Source organism: Mesorhizobium sp. C416B (genome assembly GCF_030323165.1).
In the GTDB taxonomy this organism is placed as follows: domain Bacteria; phylum Pseudomonadota; class Alphaproteobacteria; order Rhizobiales; family Rhizobiaceae; genus Mesorhizobium.
Window position 1 is genome coordinate 942,593 of record NZ_CP100471.1, and the last position, 19,781, is coordinate 962,373.

A 19,781-nucleotide genomic window follows, 5' to 3' on the forward strand; every position below is an offset into this window, starting at 1 on the left:
TGATTCGGGAAAGGCGCCCAACCCGCTGATCTAGCGCTTCAAATTCACCACGATCACGCCGCCGAGGGCCAACGCACCGCCGAGGATGCCGAGCAGCGTCGGCACTTCGCCCAGCCAGAAGAAGCCGATCAAGGCCGACATGGGCGAGACCAGGTAGAGGAAGTTCGAGGCACGTGCGGCCGGCAGACGCGACAGCGCGGTTGCCCAGGCGGCATAGGCGATCAGGCTGGGCACGATGCCCAGAAAGATCACGGCGCCGATCCCGGCCGTGTTGGCGACCGCTGCCTGCGCAAAGCCGCTTGGAAGAAAGGGTGCCAGGCAAAGAGCGCCAAGGATCATGTTCGAGGCCGAGATGGTCAGCGGGTGATGACGGGCAAAGAGCGGCTTCTGGACAATCGTGTTGACGGCCGAGCACAGCGCGGAGCCGAGAACCAAAAGCGCGCCGGTGTCGAAATGCAGGCCATTCCCGTCGGCCACCGCAATGATGCCGATGCCGGCGAAAGAAATCGCCGTGCCAAACCAGGCCCAGCTTGAGAAGCGCTCGCCCAGCAAGGCCATTGCCATGATGGCGGTAAAGATCGGGCTGACATTGATGATGAAGCCGGCGGCACCAGCCGACACCGTCAGTTCGCCGTAGTTGAGCATGACGGTGTAAAGTGCGACGAAGATGGCGCCGCCAAAGACGAGGCGCCACACTTCATCGAGCCTCGGCAGCGCCGGGCGCTTGACGGCAAGAAATATCGCCGCCGGCACCGCGGCAATGGCAAAGCGCAGCGCACCAAGTTCCAGCGGCCCGAAAGCGGCAAGACCGGCACGGATCGCGGGAAAGGCAGACGCCCAGCCGACCACCGTCAGCGCCACGGCGATGGCTGCTGTGGTGTCCATCCGCTGTGTCTGATTCGATGTGCCGGTTACTGCGCTCATCCCACTGTCCTCGCGTTTTTCAGTCATGAACCGCAGAAAGCGCCTTTTCGGCGCCGTTGACAAACGATCAAATCGAGGATCACCTGTGACTATGGATCACAGCTCAGACACAATGGTGCCGCTCGAGACACTGCGCGCCTTCGATGCGGCGGCACGAACGGGGAGCTTTTCGGCCGCGGCCGAGAAGCTCAACATCACCCATGGCGCCGTCAGCCGGCAGATCGCCAAGCTGGAGGACTGGCTGGGCCTGAAAGTGTTCGACCGTGGTGCGCGCGGCGTCTCGCTGACCATCGAGGGCAACCGCCTGCACCTGCGCACGGCGGAAGCCTTTGCGCTGATCTCCAGCCATTCCGACCGCTGGGTCGAGCCGCGCGGCACCGCCGTCGTGCGGCTGACGTCGATACCCTCCGTCAGCGGGCTGTGGCTGATGCCGCGCATGGCGGCGCTGGAGAACAATCCCACCAAGCTGCGCATCGTGCTCGACGTCGACATCCGCCAGGCCGACCTTGCCGATGAAGGCATCGACCTGTCGGTCCGCTGCGGCCGCGGCGGCATTCCGGGCCGGATCTCGGTGAAGCTCTTCGAGGAGCACGTCTTTCCGGTCGCCGCGCCTGGCCTTGCCCGCGAGATCGGTCGTGGCGACCCGGCCCGGCTGCTTAGATTTCCGCTGATCAACGATTCCGACGCTTCGGGTTGGCGTGCCTGGTTTGCCGCGCAAGGCATGGACTACCGCCCGCGCCCGCAGGATCGCCGCTTCGAGGACTATAATCTGGTGCTGGACGCTGCCGCCTATGGGCTCGGCATCGCGCTGGCGCGGCCGCCGCTGACCGGGCATCAGCTGGAGTCGGGCCGCATCGTTGCCGTCGATGAGCGCACAGCGCTGAACCCGGTGTCGTACTGGCTCGACCGGCCGCTGGGGCGGCCGCGCACGGCTGCCGCCGAACTTTCTCGCCGCATCGCCGTCGAGGCGGGGCTGGCGATGGACAAGATGGAAGCGTTCCTCGAAGCCGAGCGGTAGCGGCGATCGTTGGGTGCTCAGCGAAGCACCAGCAAGGCTAGCCCGACAATGGCGACGGCCAGAAACCCGGCTGCCAGCGCCATCAGGCCGACACGCATCTGCTGCCGGCCTTCGGGCTGGACCGGGTCATTCGATCCAGGCATCGCCTGCCCCCGCTTCGCCGCCGCGTCGGTGGCGGAGGCGCGGCGCAGCGGCGAAACCCCGGGTGCGAGAAGCGCAAACCAGGGCGGTCCCGCGGGCTTTACGGCAGCGCCATCATCGGCCCTGGCCGGCGGCACCGGCAGACCGCGCTGTGCATCGTCGTTGGCTGGCGGCGCCTTGCCGGCGGCAGCCCCTGCTGGCGCGGGCTCGCCGGGTGTCTCGCCGCCCGGTTCGGCAATTGCCAGATAGGCCTGCAGGATCTCGGCGGATCCTGCCTGCTGCCCGTTTGCGGCGGCCGCGGACAACAGCGCCTGCAGCGCCGGCGCCGCTGCCGGCGGCAAAGGCGCGCCGGATGGCGCCGACGGCTGAACCAGCGCCTTGATCAGCGCTGCTTTCGCCGGATCGGCCTTCGCCGACGGCACCGCTGCCAATATCATGGCCTCGCGTAGCAGCGCGGTCAGGCGGGCGGATGAAATGTCCATGCCGGTCCCAAAAGAATGGTTTGGAGCCGACAATAGCGCCTCAGCATTGCGTCAAGCTTGACCTTGCCGGCAATTTATGGCGATGAAATCAGCATGAACTCTGGCACCACCCCATGATGAACCGCTTCGAAGGCCCTGGCGGCAAGGAAGCCCGGATTCGCTATCTCGACGGCGACTTCCAGGTCACCAACCCCGGCGCGTTCGTGCGCTGCGCGGTGACCGGCGAGAGCATTCCGCTGGACGAACTCAAATATTGGAGCGTCGCCAGGCAGGAGCCCTATGTCAGCGCCGCCGCCTCGCTGCGCCGCGAGATCGAGATGCATCCGGACCTGCGCAGCCGGGGTTAAAGCGCGCACAGAGCCGTTGGTCGCGTTCCTTCACACCCCCCTCTGTCCTGCCGGGCATCTCCCCCGCAACGGGGGAGATTGGATGATCATCTTTGCTTTCGCCAAATCACCAGCGTTGCAGAATGAGCGCATTGGCAAAGCTGCTGATCTCCCTCCTTGCGGGGGAGATGGCCGGCAGGCCAGAGGGGGGTGCTGTCCGCCAGCATCTCCGCGTGACGCTGCACGCCCTACCCTCGCAGCTTGCGCTGTCTCCAGGCATCCAGCGTCTCGTCGATGATGCGCTCCGGCACAGTGTCGAGTTCGAACGTGGCGTCGATCTCCAGCACGGCGAGTTCAGCGAGGAAATCGGCCGGGGCAGCGCCATGGCGCAGCCGGGCTGCGTCCTTGGCGGTGGTTACGAGGCCCAGTCCCTCACGGCGCGCGGTTGCCGCCAGTTCGGCGAGTTCGTCGGGGGCATAAAAATGATGGTCCGGAAACGACCGGCTCAGCGCCACTTCCGCGCCCGTGCCGCGCAGCGTCTCGAAGAATTTTTCGGGATGGCCGATGCCGGCAAAGGCGAGGAACCGCCGGCCGGCGAACCGCTCCTTGCCGCCCGGTTCAGCATGCGCCTCGAAGATCGGCCGGCCGGCGCGCGCCGCCTGGCGCACGACCTGGTCGGCGGCGGTGCCCTCGCCCATCTTCAACAGCCCATCGGTGAACACCAGTTGGTCGACGACGTTGGCGCGCAGCGGCCCACCCGGAATGACGCGGCCATTGCCGATGCCGTAGCGGGCGTCGACGACGACCAGCGCATAATCAATATGGATGCGCGCGCTCTGAAAACCGTCATCCATGATCAGGAAATCGCAGCCATGGGCTTCCATGAGCAGCTTGGCGCCGGCGGCGCGGTTCGGGCTTACCGCAACCGGCGCATGCTCGGCCAGAAGCAGCGGCTCGTCGCCGACATGCTTGGCGGCGTCGTGACTGGCATCGACAACATGCGGCTGCGCAAACGAGCCGCCGTGGCCGCGCGACAGGAATCCGGGATTGAGCTGCATGCGCCTGACCTGCTTGGCCAGCGCGATGGCGACCGGCGTCTTGCCGCTGCCGCCGACGGTGAAGTTGCCGACGCAAAGCACTGGCGCGTCGATCTTTTCACGTACCGCCCGATGCATGCGGCGGCCGGCGACGATGCCATAGACGGCTGATAGCGGCGACAGCGCAAAGACCCGCCAGTCCGGCGCTTCCCACCAGAAAGGTGGTGCTTCCGACGCCACCTATCGCCCGTCGGCGCCCTTCAGGCGCGACTTGACGATCAATGGCTGGATATAAGGCTCGAGCGACTTCAGCGTGTGCGCCAGCGCACCGCGCATCTGGTCGACTGTGGCGGCACCGGCCGCCATCATCTCGTGGCGCGCAACTTCATTGCTCAGCAGGAAATTGACGGCGCCTGCCAGCATGTCGCGGTCGCGCACCAGCTTGGCGCCGCCGCTGTCGAGCAGGCGCTGATAGGCCTCGCGAAAATTCTGGACGTTGCGGCCGGCCAGCACAGCGGTGTCGAGCATGGCCGGCTCCAGCGGATTCTGGCCGCCTTCCGAGGTCAGCGAGCGGCCGACAAAGGCGATTTCCGTCAGCCGGAGATAAAGCCCCATCTCGCCGATCGTATCGCCGAGCAGGATATCGCTGTCGGCGGTGATCCGGTCGCCCTTGCTGCGCCGCGCCAGCTTCAGGCCCATGCCGGAAATCTGTGCGGCCAGCGCTTCGGCGCGGTCGGGATGGCGCGGGACGATGATCGTCAGCAGGCCATGGTGGCGCTTGTAGAGCGTGGCGTGGACTTCCGCCGCGACCACCTCCTCGCCGTCATGGGTCGAAATTGCCGCCCAGGTCGGGCGGCCGGCGATCTGGCGCTTCAGCGTCGCCAGCGCCCGTTCGTCGACGGGCGGCGGCAAGGTGTCGACCTTGAGGTTGCCGGACACGGTGACCGGCCGGGCGCCAAGCGCGCGAAACCGTTCGCCGTCGACATCCGACTGGGCAACGACATGTGCAAGGTTCTCGAACAGCGCCTCGGCGATGTTGGCGCGCTTCTTCCAGGATTTGAACGAACGGTCGGAGAGCCGGCCGTTGACCAGCACCTGCGGCACGTGGCGGGCGCCGAGCTCGAGGATCGTCATCGGCCATATCTCGGATTCGGCGATGATAGCCAGGTCCGGCCGCCAGTGATCGAGAAAGCGGCTGACGGCCGGCTTGAGGTCGAGCGGAACATATTGGTGGATGATGCGGTCGCCCAGCCGTTCGTCGGCAACCTGCGCCGAGGTCACTGTTCCCGTCGTCAGCACGATGTTGACACCGTAGTCGAGGATGCTTTGCACCAGCGGCACGACCGCAAGGGTCTCGCCGACGCTTGCCGCATGGATCCAGATCACCGGCCCTTCGGGGCGCGGCCGCCCGGCAACGCCGTAGCGCTCACGGCTGCGGCTGCGGTCTTCCTTGCCCTGCGATGTGCGCCAGGCGACATAGGGACCCATCAGCGGATAGGCGGCTGCACCGGCAAGGCGGTAGGCCGCCAGGAAGGCGCGCGCCCAGCCGACGCTCATGGCCTGCCGTCCACGAGCCGATAGGCCTCGGCGGTTGCGGCATTGAGCGCGGCCGTGACTTCCTGGCGCTTGCGCTCCATTTCGGCCTCGTCGGCATTGGCCGGCACGAAAACCGGCGTTCCGATGACGATCGAGGAGCGGCCGAACGGCAGGTTGATGGTGGTTTTGTCCCAGCTCCTTTCCAGCACCTTGCGGCGGCTGGTGGCGATGGCGGCAGGCATGATCGGCCGGCCGGAAAGGCGTGCCAGCAGAACGATACCAAGCCCCGCGTCGCGCGGCGTGCCGTGGGGAATGTCGGCGATCATGGCGACGTTCTTGCCGGCCACGAGTGACTTTTTCAGGGCGATGAGCGCCTTGGCGCCGCCCTTGTCGAGATGCTTCGTGCTTTCACGCCCGCCGGAGCCGCGCACCGCCTCGATGCCGAATTTTTCGATCATCAGCGCGTTGAGTTCGGCATCGGCGCTGCGCGAGACCATGGCGACCAGCGGCCGTCCCTTGGGATAATAGGCTGGGGTCAGCAGATGCTGGCCATGCCAGAGCGCGATGATGCCGGGTTCGAATTCGGCGTAGTCGCCGCCTGAAAATTTAGCCGAGCCTTCGACCACGCGGTTGGTCAGGCGCACCAGGCGGACGAACTGGGCGAGCAGGCTGACGATCATGCTCTTGACGATTCGCGACTGCGCCAACGGCTCGCGGATCTTGCGCCAGAATGTCTTCGAACTGCCGCCGCGTCTTCTTCGGACCGCGGCGCCGGTGGGCTGCCCTTTCACCGCTTCATGCTCCATCGCTGTCAACCGGCGGCCTTGCTTTCAGGGTCGAGCAGCCGGTGCAGATGGACGACGAAATAGCGCATATGGGCATTGTCCACGCTGGCTTGCGCCTTTGCCTTCCACGCGGTGTGCGCGGTTTGATAGTCCGGATAAACGCCAACGATGTCGAGCGCGTCGAGATCGCGGAACTCGGTGCCTCCCAGCTTCTTCAGCTCGCCGCCGAACACCAGGTGCAAAAGCTGTTTCTTTCCGTCTTCCGCGGCCATTTCGGTCCTTCACATATTGTGAGTTTGCGACAGGTCTAGCCCAAAGCTGCCGACTTTGGAACCTTCGATCACGCTTCCGTATCGGCAATGACGCCGGCAAGCACGGTCAGCAACTGGCCGCTGCCGGCGACCAGCGCGCCGTGACGGATGATCTCCCCGGCATAAAGCGGCGCGCGGCCATGGCCGTCGAGCACGGCGCCGCCAGCCTCGCGCAAGATGAGATCGGCGGCGGCGATATCCCAGTCATGCGCGTTGGGCTTGACGAAGGTTGCGTCGAGCGTGCCGTTGGCGACCATCGCCAGCCGGTAGGCGAGAGAGGGAATGTGCGCCGCCCGCCGCACCCGGCCCTGCCATTGCGCCGGCATCAGGTCGATCAACTGCTTCAGCCCGCCGATCTCGACCGTCTTGCCCAGGCCGCGCACGGCAATCGGCTTGCCGTTGCGGAAAGCTCCATGGCCAGGCAGCGCCCAATAGGTTTCGCCCTTGGCCGGACATTCGAGCACACCGGTGAGCGTGCGGCCATTCTCGACCACCGCGACGCTGACGCACCACGAGCGCAGACCTTCGAGGAAGCCGCGGGTGCCGTCTATGGGGTCGACGACAAAGGTGCGCCGCGCCAGAAGCCGCGCCGGATCGTCAGTCGTTTCCTCCGACAGCCAGCCATAGTCCGGCCGGGCCGCCAGCAGGGTATCGCGCAGATAGGCGTCCGCCGCGTGGTCGGCTTCGCTGACCGGCGAGGTGCCGCCCTTCATCCACACTTGCGGGTTTTTGCCGAAATAGCGCATGGCGATCGCGCCCGCCTCGCGGGCGGCGTCGCGCAGCAGATCGAGGTCTTCCGAGGCCCCGGCCGATATGACCGGGTCACGCTCCGGCAAGGGTCATTCCTTCGATCAGCAGCGTCGGTGCGGCAGTGCCGAAATCGCGGTCAAGATCGCTCGCCGGAACCATGTTGAGGAACATCGTCTTCAAATTCGAGGCGATGGTCACCTCGGCCACCGGATAGGCAAGCTCACCATTGTCGATCCAGAAGCCGGATGCGCCACGGCTGTATTCGCCGGTCACCATGTCGACGCCCTGGCCGAACACTTCAGTGACATAAAAGCCGGATTTTAGCGACCTGATCAGGTCTTCCGGCGTCCTGTCGCCCGGCTCGATGGCGAGATTGGTCGAAGACGGCGATACCGACGAGCCGCTGCGCGCGCCGCGTCCGTTGGTGGTCAGCCCCAATTCCCGCGCGGCGGACGTCGACAGGAACCAGTGCTTCAGCACGCCGTTCTCGACCATCAACAGCTTTTCGCCCTCGACGCCTTCGCCGTCGAACGGGCGCGAGGCCTGACCGCGACGCCGCAGCGGTTCGTCGGTGACGGTGATGGCAGCCGACGCAACCTGCTTGCCCATCATCTCGCGCAAAAAACTGGTCTTGCGCGCCACCGAAGCGCCGTTGATGGCGCCGGCGAGATGGCCGGCAATGCCGCGCGCAACGCGCGGATCGAACACCACGTTGACCGGACCGGTCGCCGCCTTGCGGGCGCCGAGGCGGCGCACGGCGCGCTCGCCGGCCTTGCGGCCGATCAGCTCCGGCGCGTCGAGATCGGAAAAATGCTGGTTCGAGGAGTATTCGTAGTCGCGCTCCATGCCGGTGCCCTCACCCGCAATCACGCTGGCCGAACGCGAAAAGCGCGACGCGACATAGTGGCCGACGAAGCCGTCCGACGTGGCAAGCACCAGCCCGCCGAGGCCTGCGCTGGCGCCGCTGCCGGCCGAATTGGTGACACCCTTGACTGCAAGGGCCGCTTCCTCGGCGGCAAGGGCCGCTTCCTTCAACTGATCGGCCGAAACCTCGGTGGCGTCGAACAGATCGAGGTCGCGCACCTTGCCAACCAGCAAAGCCGGATCGGCGAGACCCTGATAGGGGTCCTCGGGCGAGACTTTGGCCATGGCCACGGCGCGCTCAGCCAGCGCCTTGGGGTCCGATGCCGCCGTCGCCGAGACGCTCGCCACCCGGTTGCCGACGAAGACGCGCAGCGAGACATCGTCGCCCTCGGACGCTTCGGTGTTCTCGACCTTTCCCAGCCGCACCGACACGCCGATCGAACGGCCGCGCACGGCAACCGCGTCGGCGGCGTCGGCGCCGGCCCGCTTGGCAGCCTCGACCAGTGCCGCGACGCGGTCGGTCAATTTCGCTGCCTCTGATGTATCGGTCATGCGCGTGGTCCTGGCTGAAGCCGCGCCGGGCGGTAGCGGCTGTTGCACCATCTATTGTCCCAATGCGGCTTGTGCAATGGCGCACGGACAATTGTCCCGCTGCGGCATAGCGCCCGAGCGGAGCGCGAAAGCTATCCGCGGCGGCGGCCGCCAGAGACGCGCGGCTTGACCGGTTTGTGAGTTTAACCGAGGCCGATTTCCGTCAAGGAGTGGCGGCCGGCGTCCAGATCACGTCATCGATCCTCGTCGCGCCCGTTGCCAGCATCACCAGCCGGTCGAAGCCGAGCGCCGAGCCGCTGGCTTGCGGCATGATGGCGAGGGCGGCGAGAAAATCCTCATCCAGCGGATAGCGCTCGCCATAGACGCGCTCCTTCTCGTCCATCTCGGCGGCAAAGCGCCGGCGCTGCTCGGCCGGATCGGTCAGTTCGCCAAAAGCATTGGCGAGCTCGACGCCGCAGCAATAGAGCTCGAAGCGCTCGGCCACGCGCTGGTCCTCCGCGCTCGGCCGGGCGAGCGCCGCTTCCGAGATCGGATAGCCGTACAAGATGGTGGCCCGCCCCTGCCCCAGCACCGGTTCGACCTTCTCGACCATTACCCGGCTGAACAAATCGGCCCAGTTGTCATCGCCGGCCGTGCGCAGGCCGGCCTTGATCAGAGCATCATGGAGTGCGGCGCGGTCTGTGCCGCCATCGGCAGAAACGGTGGCAAGAAGATCGATGCCGGCGTAACGCGCAAAAGCTTCCGCCACGCTCACGCGTTCCGGCTCGGCGAACGGATCGGCCTCGCGGCCGCGAAAGCGGAAGGTTTTGGCGCCGGCCCGCTCGGCTGCCAGCTTCAGCAGTTCGGCGCAATCGGCCATCAGGCTGTCATAGGTTTCGCCGACCCGATACCATTCCAGCATGGTGAATTCGGGATGGTGCAAGGGGCCGCGCTCGCGGTTGCGCCAGACGGCGCCCAGGCTGAAGATGCGCCGCTCACCGGCGGCCAGCAGCTTCTTGCAGGCGAACTCCGGCGAGGTGTGGAGATAAAGCGGCCGGCGCGCGCCGTCGGCGCCGATCGCCTCGGTGGCGAAGGCTGAGAGATGCGCCTCGTTGCCGGGCGAAATCTGCAATGCCGCCGTCTCGACCTCGATGAAGTCCCGCTCGCCAAACCAGCCGCGCATTGCGGCAGCTATGGCGTTGCGGGCCATCAGCCGCGGCCGGCGGTCGGCGTGAACATCCGGCGTCCACCAGGGCGAAGCGCCAGTCATGGGTTTGCCGGGCAACGGAATTGCTGACAGGGCTGGCGGTTCGGGCCAAGATGCGCTACGGCGACGGCTCTCGCAGCCGATTTGCGCCGAACGATCGTTTCAGGCCAACGAAGTCTAGGATTGAAAACCGTGGTGAAGGTCATCGCCAGTTCGCTCCGTAAAGGCAATGTCGTCGACAAGGACGGCAAGCTTTACGTGATCCTCTTTGCCGAAAACATCCACCCTGGCAAGGGTACGCCGGTCACCCAGCTCGACATGCGCCGCATCTCCGACGGGGTGAAGGTTTCGGAGCGCTACCGCACCACCGAGCAGGTCGAGCGCGCCTATGTCGAGGAGCGCGAGCACACCTTCCTCTACGCCGACGCCGAGGGGTATCACTTCATGAACCCGGAAAGCTACGACCAGGTCGCGGTGCCGGAAAGCGTGGTCGGCGACATGGCGCCCTACCTGCTCGAAGGCATGGCGGTGCAGATTTCGCAGTTCAACGGCATCGCCATAGCCCTGGTGCTGCCGCAGCGCGCTACTTTCGAAGTGGTCGAGACGGAGCCGACGACCAAAGGCCAGACGGCGTCCTCGTCATACAAGCCGGCCGTGCTTTCCAACGGCGTGCGCACGCTGGTGCCGCCGCACATCGCGCCGGGTACCCGCGTGGTGGTGATGACGGCTGACGGGGCCTATGTGGAGCGGGCGAAGGACTGAGGCGCGAGCGCCTCCGTCCTGGTTAATCCCTTGCCCGGTACTAATCCCCCACATTGCCTTCTGCGGCCGCTGGCTCGATAGTCCTGCCGATGTGGCAGACCTTTGTGACCTACTGGCCTCTGATCCTTGTGATCATTCCGATGCTGATGGCCGCCATCGGCATCGTCCACGCAATCATGACCAAGGAAGACGTGCGCGCCGCCACCGGCTGGGTCGGCGTGATGATCTTGTCGCCGTTCCTTGGCGCGATCATCTATGCCATTGCCGGCATCAACCGCATCCGCCGCGCCACGATCAGCGCCATGCGGCCCGTCGCCGGTGAAGCCGAGACAGCCAAACACGACCACGACATTGCGCTCGAAACACTCATCTCAGCCGAATTCGGCCAGCGCTTTGCCGGCCTGAAGACGCTAGGCGACAGGGTGGCGCGGCGCGCACTGACGTCGGCAAACGCGATCACGATCCTCAGGACCGGCGACGAAGCTTACGCAGCAATGTGCCGGGCGATAGACAGCGCACAGCGCAGCATTCTGCTCGAGACCTACATCTTCGACAATGACGAGATCGGACGACGTTTTGTGGAATCGCTGGCCGGCGCGGTCCGGCGCGGTGTGACGGTTCGCGTGCTGATCGATGCGGTCGGCGTGCGCTATTCCGTGCCCAGCATCCTTGGGACACTCCGGGAAGCCGGCGTCACCGTCGATCTGTTCAACGGCAACATCGTCATGGGCCTGAGACTTCCCTATGCGAATTTGAGGACGCACAGGAAAATCCTGATCGTCGACGGTGTGGTGGCGTTCACGGGAGGCATGAACATCCGCAAGGGATTTTCGGCCGAATTCGCCGGCAGCGCCAGTTCGGCGGATACGCATTTCCAGGTCACGGGGCCCGTCGTGGCCGACCTTTTCGCGGTTGCCGCCGAAGACTGGCGTTTTGCCGGCAACGAGGCCCTCAAGGACGAGGTCTGGCACGTGGAAAAGCCCTCGCCGCCTCCCGGTCAACCGATCCTGGTGCGGGCGGTGGCCTCGGGGCCTGACGCCAGCATCGAAACCAACCATAAATTGCTGATGGGGGCATTTTCCGTCGCCCGCAAATCGATCCGCATCATGTCGCCCTATTTCCTGCCGGACCGGGAATTTGTCAGCGCGCTGGTCACGGCGGCCCGGCGCGGCGTCGAGATCGACATCGTCGTGCCCGCGGTCAACAATCTCTTCCTGGTCGGCCGCGCCATGACGGCGCAGTACGACCAGGTGCTGAAGCACTATTGCCGCGTCTGGCGGCATGAGGGGTCGTTCGACCATTCGAAGCTGTTGTCGGTCGATGGCGTCTGGGCCTATGTCGGCTCTTCCAACCTCGACGCCCGGTCGCTGCGGCTGAATTTCGAAATCGACCTGGAGGTGCTGGATACCGGCTTTGCCGCCGAGATCGAAGGGCGCATCGGAGCGGCAATCGCTTCCGCCAAACCCGTCACACTCGCAACCTTGAAAGCGCGGCCATTTCTCATCCGGGTTTTTGACCGGTTGTTATGGCTGGGATCGCCCTATCTCTAATGCATACCGCCTCGAAGTGGTCCCGGTTGTGAGAGAACGATATGCATAGAACAAAGAATCAGGACATCGAATAGCAGGCCTATGGACATAAACGGACGCAGCCTTCCTGAAACAGTGCTCCTGTCGATCCGCGGCAGGAAAGCGCGCAAGGCGAACGCGACGCCGCGCAAGCACATTGAAGGCGCCCAGATGGTGGTCGCCTCCTACAACGTCCACAAATGCATCGGCACCGACCGCAGGTTCGACCCCGAACGCACCGCCCGCGTCATCCGCGAGATCGGCCCCGACGTCATCGCGCTGCAGGAGGCCGACAACCGCTTCGGCGATCGCGCCGGGCTGCTCGACCTTGCCCGGATCGAACACGAAACCGGGCTTGTGCCGGTGCCGGTTTCCGGAAGCGGCAAGGGCCATGGCTGGCGCGGCAACGTGCTTTTGTTCAAGCGCGGCACCGTGCGCGACGTCCATCAGATCAAGCTTCCGGGACTGGAGCCCCGCGGCGCGCTGGTTGCCGAGATCGACCTCGACGAAACGCGCACTCTGCGCGTCATCGCCGCGCATCTCGGCCTGTTGCGCCGCTCGCGCTCGGAGCAGGCCCGCGTCGTGCTCGACATCATGAGCAACCAGGATGAAAGGCCGACCTTGCTGCTCGGCGACCTCAACGAATGGCGGCTGGGCAACCGCTCGGCGCTCAAGACGCTGCACGCCACCTTTGGTTTCACGCCGGCGGCGGTGCCGACTTTTCCCTCAGGCCTGCCGGTGCTGGCGCTCGACCGGATCATGGCCAACCGGCACGGCATGGTCTCGTCGGTGGAAGCCCATGACACGCCGCTGTCGCGGGTTGCGTCGGATCATTTGCCGCTGACGGCGTTCGTCAGCCTGTAACTCATCCGTCCCGCAGCCAGACCAGCATCTCACCAGGTTCGCGGTTGTCCCAGGCAAAGTACGGGACAGCGGTGATTTTCGTTTCGCTCACCGCCGGCGGATCGGTGCGATAGAGCCCGGGTTCCCAGTTTTCCTGCGCTTCCTTGCTGGCAAGTGCCGAAAGCGTGACGATGCCGCCGAGCAGGTTCGGCTCGGCATGCGCCTCGATTTTTGCCGTTCGCGGCAGAGCGATCCGATGCAACTGGCCGGCATTGTCGGTCTCCTCGACGCAATAGATCAGCGGACCGCGCGCAAGTGCGACGCGGCCGATGTCCTGACGCACCTCCGGATTGGCGAACAGACGGGCGATCGACATTTCGAGATCGAGTTCGACCCGGTCGCCCTGGCGCCACTCGCGCCGGATCGCGGCATAGCCGTCGCTGGTGATGCCGTCCAGATCGACGGCGGCGCCGTTGATCTTGAGCGCCGCCTTGCCGCACCAGGACGGGACGCGCAGGTGCAAGGTGAATTCCACCGGAGCGTCGGCTTCGATCCGGATCGAGACCGCGCCATCCCAGGGATAATTGCTGGTCTGAATCAGACTGACCGCCCGGTTCGATATGTCGAAGCGCGCGGTGCTGTCGCCGTAGAGATGAACGGCCAGCGCGTCGTCCGACAGGCTGTAGAAATAGCTGCCGATGGAGGCGACCATGCGGCCGATATTGGGCGGGCAACAGGGGCAGCGATGCCATTTCCAGCGATTGTGCCTGCCCCGGCTCTCCAACGGGTTCTCGTAGAAGAACAGCGAGCCGTCGAGCGACAGGCCGGAGATCGAGCCGTTGTAGAGTGCCCGCTCCATCATGTCGGCGTAGCGGGCGTTGGGACCCATGCCGAGCATGCGGCTGGCCCAGAACACGAGGCCGACCGAGGCGCAGGTCTCGGCATAGGCGGTTTCGTTGGGCAGATCGTAGTCGCTGGTAAAGCCCTCATTGTGCGCCGATGGCCCGAGGCCGCCGGTGATATAGAGGTTTTTGGTGGTGAGATCGTTCCAGAGCCGGTCGAGCGCTACCCTGAGCGTATCGTCGCCATATTCGGTGGCGATGTCGGCCATGCCGGAATAGAGGTACATCGCCCTGACCGCATGGCCGACGACCTTGTCCTGCTCGCGCACCGGCTTGTGCGACTGGTTGTACTCATAAGTCTTGAAATGATAGGCCTTCGGGTCGGCGCCGCGCGCACGCGCCTCCTCGTCGAAATAATGCGGCTGCTGCCCGCGCTGGTCGATGAAATACCTGGCCAGGTCCATGTATTTCTGCTCGCCGGTCGCCCGCGCCAGCTTGACCAGCGCCAGCTCGATCTCCTCATGGCCGCAATAGCCCTTCTTCTTGCCCGGCTCCGGACCGAAGGTGTCGGCGATATGGTCGACGTAGCGGCACATGATATCCAGCAGCTTGCGCTTGCCGGTGGCCTGGTAGTAGGCGACCGCGCCTTCGATCAGATGGCCGGCGCAATAGAGCTCGTGGCAATCGCGCAGATTGGTCCAGCGCTTGCCGGGCTGGATACGCTGGTACCAGCTGGAGAGATAACCGTCTTCCTGCTGCAGTCTGCCGTAGAGGTCGATGACGGCATCGATCTTCTTCTCGAGCGCCGCGTTCTTGCGCCGGTAGAGCGAATAGGCCGCGGTCTCGATGGTCTTGCCCCAATCGGAGTCCCAGAACATCTGCGTCGTCACCGTCGAGCCGGTGAAGCCGGGGCTGGCAGCCTCGTCGGGCGACGGCGAATGGAACGGAATGACGACGCCCGGCGAGGGCCGGTCCGGGTCGATCTGCTCCAGCATGCGCGCCTCGACGCAGCGCTCGTAGAGGATGTCGGCGGTGCGCGACGCCACGGCATCGACACGGTCGCCCCAGAAGCCGCGGACATCGACCTGCGGCACCGGCAGCGGGCGGAAGGCGAGTTTGCCGGGCTTGGCGGATGGTTGAACGGTCATCGTGTCACTCCGTTGGATATTGGTCATTTCACCGCGCCGGCCATCAGGCCGCGGATGTAGAAGCGCTGCAGCAACAGGAAGAGCACCAGGCACGGCACCATCATCACGGTGACGCCCGCCTGCACGGCGCCCCAGTCGATGGCGCCGAAGCGGCCCGACTGAAGTGCGGTCATCATGATAGGCAGCGTGAATTTGGACTGGTCGGTCATCAGCACCAGGGCGGCCAGGAATTCGTTCCAGGCGCCGAGGAAGGCAAACAGCGCGATGGTGACGATGCCCGGCCAGACCAGCGGCAGCATCACCTTCAGCAGCATGGTGACGTTGTTGGCGCCGTCCATGCGCGCGGCCTCCTCGATCTCGCGCGGCACCGCGTCGAAGGCGTTGCGCATCATGAAGATCGAGAACGGCAATTGCAGCGTGGTGTAGACCAGGACCAGCCCGGTCAGCGTGTTGTGCAGGCCGACCTTGGTCAGCACCAGGAAGATCGGCGTCAGGATCGACTGGAACGGGATCATGATCGTCGACAGGATGACAATGAAGAGCACATCCTTCATGGGAAAGCGGAAGCGCGAAAAGCCATAGCCGGCCAGCACGCTGACGATGACCGACAGGATCACCGTCATCGACGCGACATAGAGGCTGTTTTGCGCCGGCAGCCAGAGGCCGTCGCCAAAGGTGTCGAGCGTGCGGTAGTTCTCGACCGAAAAGCCTGTCGTCGGCCATGGCGGCAGCGGCGGCTGGCGCGCCTCCTGCGCCGGCTTGAAGGTCGACAGCACGGCCCAGACGATCGGCGCGATGAACAGCACTGAGGCGATCATGCCGGTCGAATGCTCGGCGATCCTGAGCCAGAGGCGGCTGCTGCGGCTTCTTGCCTGCGCCATCAGTCGATGCCCTCCGGCTTGCGCAGCAGCCACAGCTGGACCAGGCTGAGCGCCACCAATATGGCCAGCAGGATCATCGACAAAGCGGCGCCATAGCCGAGCTTGAACGAGACGAAGGACTGGTTGAAGATCCAGTAGACGGCGGTCAGCGTCTGGTTGCGCGGGCCGCCGCGCAGGATGATGTAGAACTGGTCGAAGGCGAGGATCGAGCCGGCGATCGACAGGATCAGCGCCAGCGCCAGCGTGCGGCGCATCAGCGGCAGGGTGATGGCGCGAAAGCGCGCGAACGGCCCTGCCCCGTCGATCATCGCGGCTTCCTGCAGGTCGGTCGGGATCGACTGCAGGCCGGTCATCAGGATGATCATGGTGAAGCCCGCCACCTTCCAGACGACCATGGCGATGATCGACCAGAAGGCCGGCTGGAACGTCGCCAGGAGGTTGAACTTTTTCGCCGTCAGGCCGAAATCGTAGGCGGCAGGGCTGAACAGGCCGGAATCGACATTGAGCAGCCACGACCACAGCAGGCTGGCCGAGGCAAAACCGACGACCGCCGGCATGAAGAAGGATGTCCGGTAAAAACCGGTCAGCCGCCTGGGCTTTTCGATGAACAGCGCCAGCGGAAAGGCGACGGCGAAGATCACGATGGTGACGATCACGGTGTAGTAGGCGGTGAAGCTCAGCGCGTTCCAAAAACGGTTATCGCGCAGGATCGCCCGGTAATTGTCGAAGCCGATATAAAAATGCTCGCCCATCAGCGGCCAGTTGTGCAGCGACATCCACGCGGTCATGCCGAGCGGGATGATGAAGAAGACGACGACCAGTGCCACTGCCGGCGCGACATAGAGCAGGCCGATCCACTGCCGGCGGCCGGCGCCGACGAGTTTTCTGGCGCGTGGCGGGGTGGTGGTGATGGCGGTCATTTACCCTCCCCCTTGTGGGGAGGGTCGCTGCGCAGCAGCGGGGTGGGGGTGCGGCGCCGGCCCCCCACCCGAACCTGCGGTCCGACCTCCCCACAAGGGAGAGGTAGGGCGTCGGTGCGATGATTGAGAATGCCAGGGGTCATGCTGCTCTTCCGTTGGATCTCGTAGGGCGGTGGGACACACCTCCCCCACCCCGCTGCTGCGCAGCGACCCTCCCCACAAGTGGGAGGGTAAGGAGCGCCGGCCGCCCGTCCAGGGAGACGGATCGGGCGGCCGGATCAGGACCTGCGACGGCAGGGGCGTCATGCGCCCTCGCCGCCGGCCAGTCCTTATTTCTGCGCCTGGTCGATGATCGACTGCATGGTCTCTTGTGCATTGGCGATGGCGCCATCGACGTCGTCGCCGAAGACGACCTCGTTGATCATCTGCGTCCACGGACCGTTGGCCGAGTTGATCAAATCGTTGAACACCACGGAATAGGGCGTGCGGCCCTTGGCCATGGCTTCGGCGGCGATCTGGTAGCGCGGATCGAGATCTTTCAGCGCCTCCTTGGCGATGTCGCCGCGCACCGGCAGGCTGCCGTATTTGGCCAGGATGGTCTGGCCTTCGAGCGAATAGGCGAAGTCGAGAAACTCCTTCACCACGGCGAGCTTCTTGGTGCCCTTGGTGACGACGAAATTGTCGCCACCGGCAAACGAAGACCAGCCGCTGTCCTTGCCCGGCAGGAAAGTGACGCCATAGTCGATGTCCGGATACTGCGTGTTGAGCGCGCCGATGGCGAAGGCGCCGGACGGCGAAATGCCGATATTGCCGGTGGCGAAGGCGGCAAAGAAGTTGGCGCCGGTGTCCGTCTGCGCGCCGGCCGGCACCAGATCCTTCTTGACCATCGAGCGGTAGAGGTCGATGGCGCCGCGCAGCTGCGGGCTGTCCAGCGTCGCCTTCGAGCCGTCTTCAGAGAGGATATCGCCGCCCGAGGCCCACACCAGCGGCGTGAAGGTGAAGATGTTGCAGCCGCCGCAATTGCCGGAGAAATAAAAGCCCTTGATGTCGCCGCCAAGCGCGTTGACCTTTTCGGCATCGGCCTCGATCTCGGCCCAGTTGGCCGGCCCCTTGTCGGGATCGAGCCCCGCCTGCTTGAACAATTTCTTGTTCCAGATCAGCACCGAGGCGTCGGCCGAGAACGGCAGCCCGTAAATGTGGTCCTTGTAGGTGCCGGTCTTGACATGCGCCGGCGACAGGCTGGCGAAATAGGGCAGCGATTTCGCCCAGTCGGTGATGTCTTCGAGCTGGCCGGCGGCGGCAAAGGACGGCGTATAGATCAGGTCGAGCGACAGCGCGTCGGGCGCCGTGCCGCCGGCGGCGGCGGCGCCATATTTCGGGATGATCTCGGCATTGGGAATGATGTCCAGCTTGACCTGGTTCTCATGGCCCTTGTTGAAAGCATCGACGATGCGCGGCATGAAGTTCGAGCCGTCGGCGCGAACCCAAATGTTGGCGGTGTCGGCGGCCATTGCAGGCAAGGCAATGATGCTCGCGGCGAGCGCGAACCCGGTAATCATGGTCTTCATGGTTTTCCTCCTCATGGTTCTGTTCTCCTCCCTGTTGCGGCGCAGATCGCGCCGCGCGTTCTCCTAGCCGCCCAATGGACGGCCGCATGACTGACGCACCACCAGCCGGCACGGCAGTTTTCGAATGCCCGGCGCGGCGGGTTGGCCGCCGACGAGCGAAAGCAGTGTGAGGCCGGCCTCGCGGCCGAGCGCCGCCAGGTTCATGTCGACCGAGGTCAGCGGCGGGCGGGTCGCCTCGGCCACGATCTCCCAATTGTCGAAGCCGATGACGCCGACATCGCCGGGCACGCCCAAGCCGCGCTCGCGCAGCGCATCGATGACGCCGCGCGCGATCTGGTCGTTGCCGCAGAACACGGCGTCGGGTTTCTCCCCCTTCTTGTTGAAGAGCATTGGGCCGTCGAACAGCTTTCCGACGGCTTCATGCCCCCAGGCTTCCGACCACGAGCCGAGCAAGGGCTCGGTCACCTGCAGGGCGTGCGCGGCCAGCACATCGCGAAAAGCCTGTGCCCGCTCATTCACCACGGCAAAACTGGCGGGACCGCTGACATGGGCGATGCGCCGCCGCCCGAGGCGGCAAAAATGCTCGACCGCCAGCCGCGCCCCGCCGGCATCGTCGGAGACGAAGGCGATGGCATCGGGATCGGGCTGGCTGAAGGCGTAGATGACGGGCACGCCGAGATTGGCGAGGTCGACCGGCAAATGGCGGTCGATGCGCTTGCCGCTGGCGATGATGCCGTCGATGCGCTTGTCCAGCATCGCCTCGACATGCAGCTGCGCCAGCCGCGGATCGTCCTCGACATTGCACAGGAACACCGACACGCCGGCATCGACCAGCGCATCCGAAATGCCCGACATGACCGGCAGGGAAAAGCGGCCATAGGTATCGTTGGTCAACAGGCCGACCGTGAAGGAGCGCCGCCGAAGCAGGCTCTGCGCCAGGCTGTTGGGGCGAAAGCCGAGCCGCTGCGCCGTCTCGCGAATGCGCTGCCGCGTCTCGGCGGTCATCCGCCCCTGCCCGTTCAACGCCTTCGACGCCGTGGCCACACTAACGCCAGCCATCGCCGCCACTTCACGCAGGGTGACGGGTTGTTTGGCGGGTGCTGGCGTGTCGGAGGGCATTGTTGGCGGCGAGTTCCTTCAGTTGGGAAAAGGTTTTCTCTTACTGGGCTGCGACGTGTCCATGTGGGTGGACGGCGGATGCTGAGAGAGTTGGGAAAAGGTTTTCTCAGTGGGAGATTAGGATGAGAATTTAAGGATGGCAAGTGGGGCGATTATCGAATACTTCGCCGGCCGCCTTTCGTCAGCGGCCGACGTCCAGCCCGGAGCAAGCAATACGC

At 65.1% G+C, this 19,781-nt stretch carries 19 protein-coding genes; 5 read left to right on the plus strand and 14 right to left on the minus strand.

Annotated elements, in window-relative coordinates; genetic code table 11:
• Positions 1–30 precede the first annotated feature (30 nt).
• Entirely contained in the window at positions 31–924 is an 894-nt protein-coding gene (locus tag NLY43_RS04805; protein WP_023723490.1) for a DMT family transporter, read from the minus strand.
• A gap of 91 nt (positions 925–1,015) precedes the next feature.
• Here NLY43_RS04805 and NLY43_RS04810 point away from each other — a divergent pair, with 91 nt between their 5' ends.
• Positions 1,016–1,942 carry a LysR substrate-binding domain-containing protein gene (locus NLY43_RS04810; protein WP_023723491.1) on the plus strand — a complete coding sequence of 309 codons (927 nt, stop codon included), beginning with the start codon at positions 1,016–1,018 and terminating at the stop codon, positions 1,940–1,942.
• Positions 1,943–1,959: 17 nt separating this feature from the next.
• Here the strand turns inward: NLY43_RS04810 and NLY43_RS04815 are convergent, their stop codons facing one another.
• A complete protein-coding gene (locus NLY43_RS04815; protein ID WP_286460370.1) occupies positions 1,960–2,565 on the minus strand; it encodes a hypothetical protein in 606 nt (201 codons plus the stop codon).
• Between the two features lie 113 nt (positions 2,566–2,678).
• On the opposite strand from NLY43_RS04815, the gene NLY43_RS04820 reads away from it, so the two are divergent.
• A complete protein-coding gene (locus NLY43_RS04820) occupies positions 2,679–2,912 on the plus strand; it encodes a DUF2093 domain-containing protein (RefSeq protein ID WP_023712783.1) in 234 nt (77 codons plus the stop codon).
• 227 nt (positions 2,913–3,139) lie between these two features.
• On the opposite strand, the gene lpxK is transcribed toward NLY43_RS04820, so the two are convergent.
• The 7 genes from lpxK to epmA form a co-directional block, all read right to left on the minus strand.
• Complete coding sequence (gene lpxK, locus NLY43_RS04825) at positions 3,140–4,168, minus strand: tetraacyldisaccharide 4'-kinase (RefSeq protein ID WP_023712782.1); 1,029 nt, start codon at positions 4,166–4,168, stop codon at positions 3,140–3,142.
• A complete protein-coding gene (gene waaA, locus NLY43_RS04830) occupies positions 4,169–5,485 on the minus strand; it encodes a lipid IV(A) 3-deoxy-D-manno-octulosonic acid transferase (RefSeq protein WP_023689593.1) in 1,317 nt (438 codons plus the stop codon).
• Positions 5,482–6,270 (minus strand): lysophospholipid acyltransferase family protein, encoded by a 789-nt coding sequence (locus tag NLY43_RS04835; protein ID WP_023682942.1) that lies wholly within the window; start codon positions 6,268–6,270, stop codon positions 5,482–5,484. Before NLY43_RS04835 ends, waaA begins: the two co-directional genes overlap by 4 nt.
• Before the next feature lie 5 nt (positions 6,271–6,275).
• Complete coding sequence (locus NLY43_RS04840; protein WP_023682943.1) at positions 6,276–6,521, minus strand: DUF4170 domain-containing protein; 246 nt, start codon at positions 6,519–6,521, stop codon at positions 6,276–6,278.
• Between the two features lie 68 nt (positions 6,522–6,589).
• Positions 6,590–7,396, minus strand: a complete 807-nt coding sequence (locus tag NLY43_RS04845; protein WP_023712781.1) for a 3'(2'),5'-bisphosphate nucleotidase CysQ — start codon at positions 7,394–7,396, stop codon at positions 6,590–6,592.
• Positions 7,383–8,726, minus strand: coding sequence for a TldD/PmbA family protein (locus NLY43_RS04850; RefSeq protein ID WP_023712780.1), 1,344 nt, complete (start codon positions 8,724–8,726; stop codon positions 7,383–7,385). The genes NLY43_RS04845 and NLY43_RS04850 overlap by 14 nt, the downstream gene beginning before the upstream one ends.
• 202 nt (positions 8,727–8,928) lie before the next feature.
• Positions 8,929–9,975, minus strand: coding sequence for an EF-P lysine aminoacylase EpmA (gene epmA / locus NLY43_RS04855; RefSeq protein WP_023712779.1), 1,047 nt, complete (start codon positions 9,973–9,975; stop codon positions 8,929–8,931).
• Positions 9,976–10,104: 129 nt separating this feature from the next.
• On the opposite strand from epmA, the gene efp reads away from it, so the two are divergent.
• From efp to NLY43_RS04870, 3 genes are all read left to right on the plus strand, one after another.
• Positions 10,105–10,674, plus strand: coding sequence for an elongation factor P (gene efp / locus NLY43_RS04860; RefSeq protein ID WP_023682947.1), 570 nt, complete (start codon positions 10,105–10,107; stop codon positions 10,672–10,674).
• Positions 10,675–10,763: 89 nt separating this feature from the next.
• A complete protein-coding gene (locus NLY43_RS04865) occupies positions 10,764–12,224 on the plus strand; it encodes a phospholipase D-like domain-containing protein (protein ID WP_023712778.1) in 1,461 nt (486 codons plus the stop codon).
• Between the two features lie 81 nt (positions 12,225–12,305).
• Positions 12,306–13,106 carry an endonuclease/exonuclease/phosphatase family protein gene (locus NLY43_RS04870; protein WP_023671569.1) on the plus strand — a complete coding sequence of 267 codons (801 nt, stop codon included), beginning with the start codon at positions 12,306–12,308 and terminating at the stop codon, positions 13,104–13,106.
• 1 nt (position 13,107) lies between these two features.
• Here the strand turns inward: NLY43_RS04870 and NLY43_RS04875 are convergent, their stop codons facing one another.
• The 5 genes from NLY43_RS04875 to NLY43_RS04895 all read right to left on the minus strand — a co-directional run bounded on the left by NLY43_RS04875 (position 13,108) and on the right by NLY43_RS04895 (position 19,563).
• Positions 13,108–15,075, minus strand: coding sequence for a glycoside hydrolase family 127 protein (locus NLY43_RS04875; RefSeq protein ID WP_023712776.1), 1,968 nt, complete (start codon positions 15,073–15,075; stop codon positions 13,108–13,110).
• Positions 15,076–15,098: 23 nt separating this feature from the next.
• The gene (locus tag NLY43_RS04880; protein ID WP_023712775.1) at positions 15,099–15,956 is read right to left on the minus strand and encodes a carbohydrate ABC transporter permease; all 858 of its coding nucleotides are present in this window, start codon (positions 15,954–15,956) and stop codon (positions 15,099–15,101) included.
• Positions 15,956–16,876, minus strand: coding sequence for a carbohydrate ABC transporter permease (locus NLY43_RS04885; RefSeq protein ID WP_023705752.1), 921 nt, complete (start codon positions 16,874–16,876; stop codon positions 15,956–15,958). The genes NLY43_RS04880 and NLY43_RS04885 overlap by 1 nt, the downstream gene beginning before the upstream one ends.
• A gap of 329 nt (positions 16,877–17,205) precedes the next feature.
• The gene (locus NLY43_RS04890; protein ID WP_023712774.1) at positions 17,206–18,444 is read right to left on the minus strand and encodes an ABC transporter substrate-binding protein; all 1,239 of its coding nucleotides are present in this window, start codon (positions 18,442–18,444) and stop codon (positions 17,206–17,208) included.
• Between the two features lie 63 nt (positions 18,445–18,507).
• Positions 18,508–19,563: a LacI family DNA-binding transcriptional regulator gene (locus NLY43_RS04895; protein ID WP_031199702.1), complete on the minus strand. Its 1,056-nt coding sequence runs from the start codon at positions 19,561–19,563 to the stop codon at positions 18,508–18,510.
• Positions 19,564–19,781: the final 218 nt, after the last annotated feature.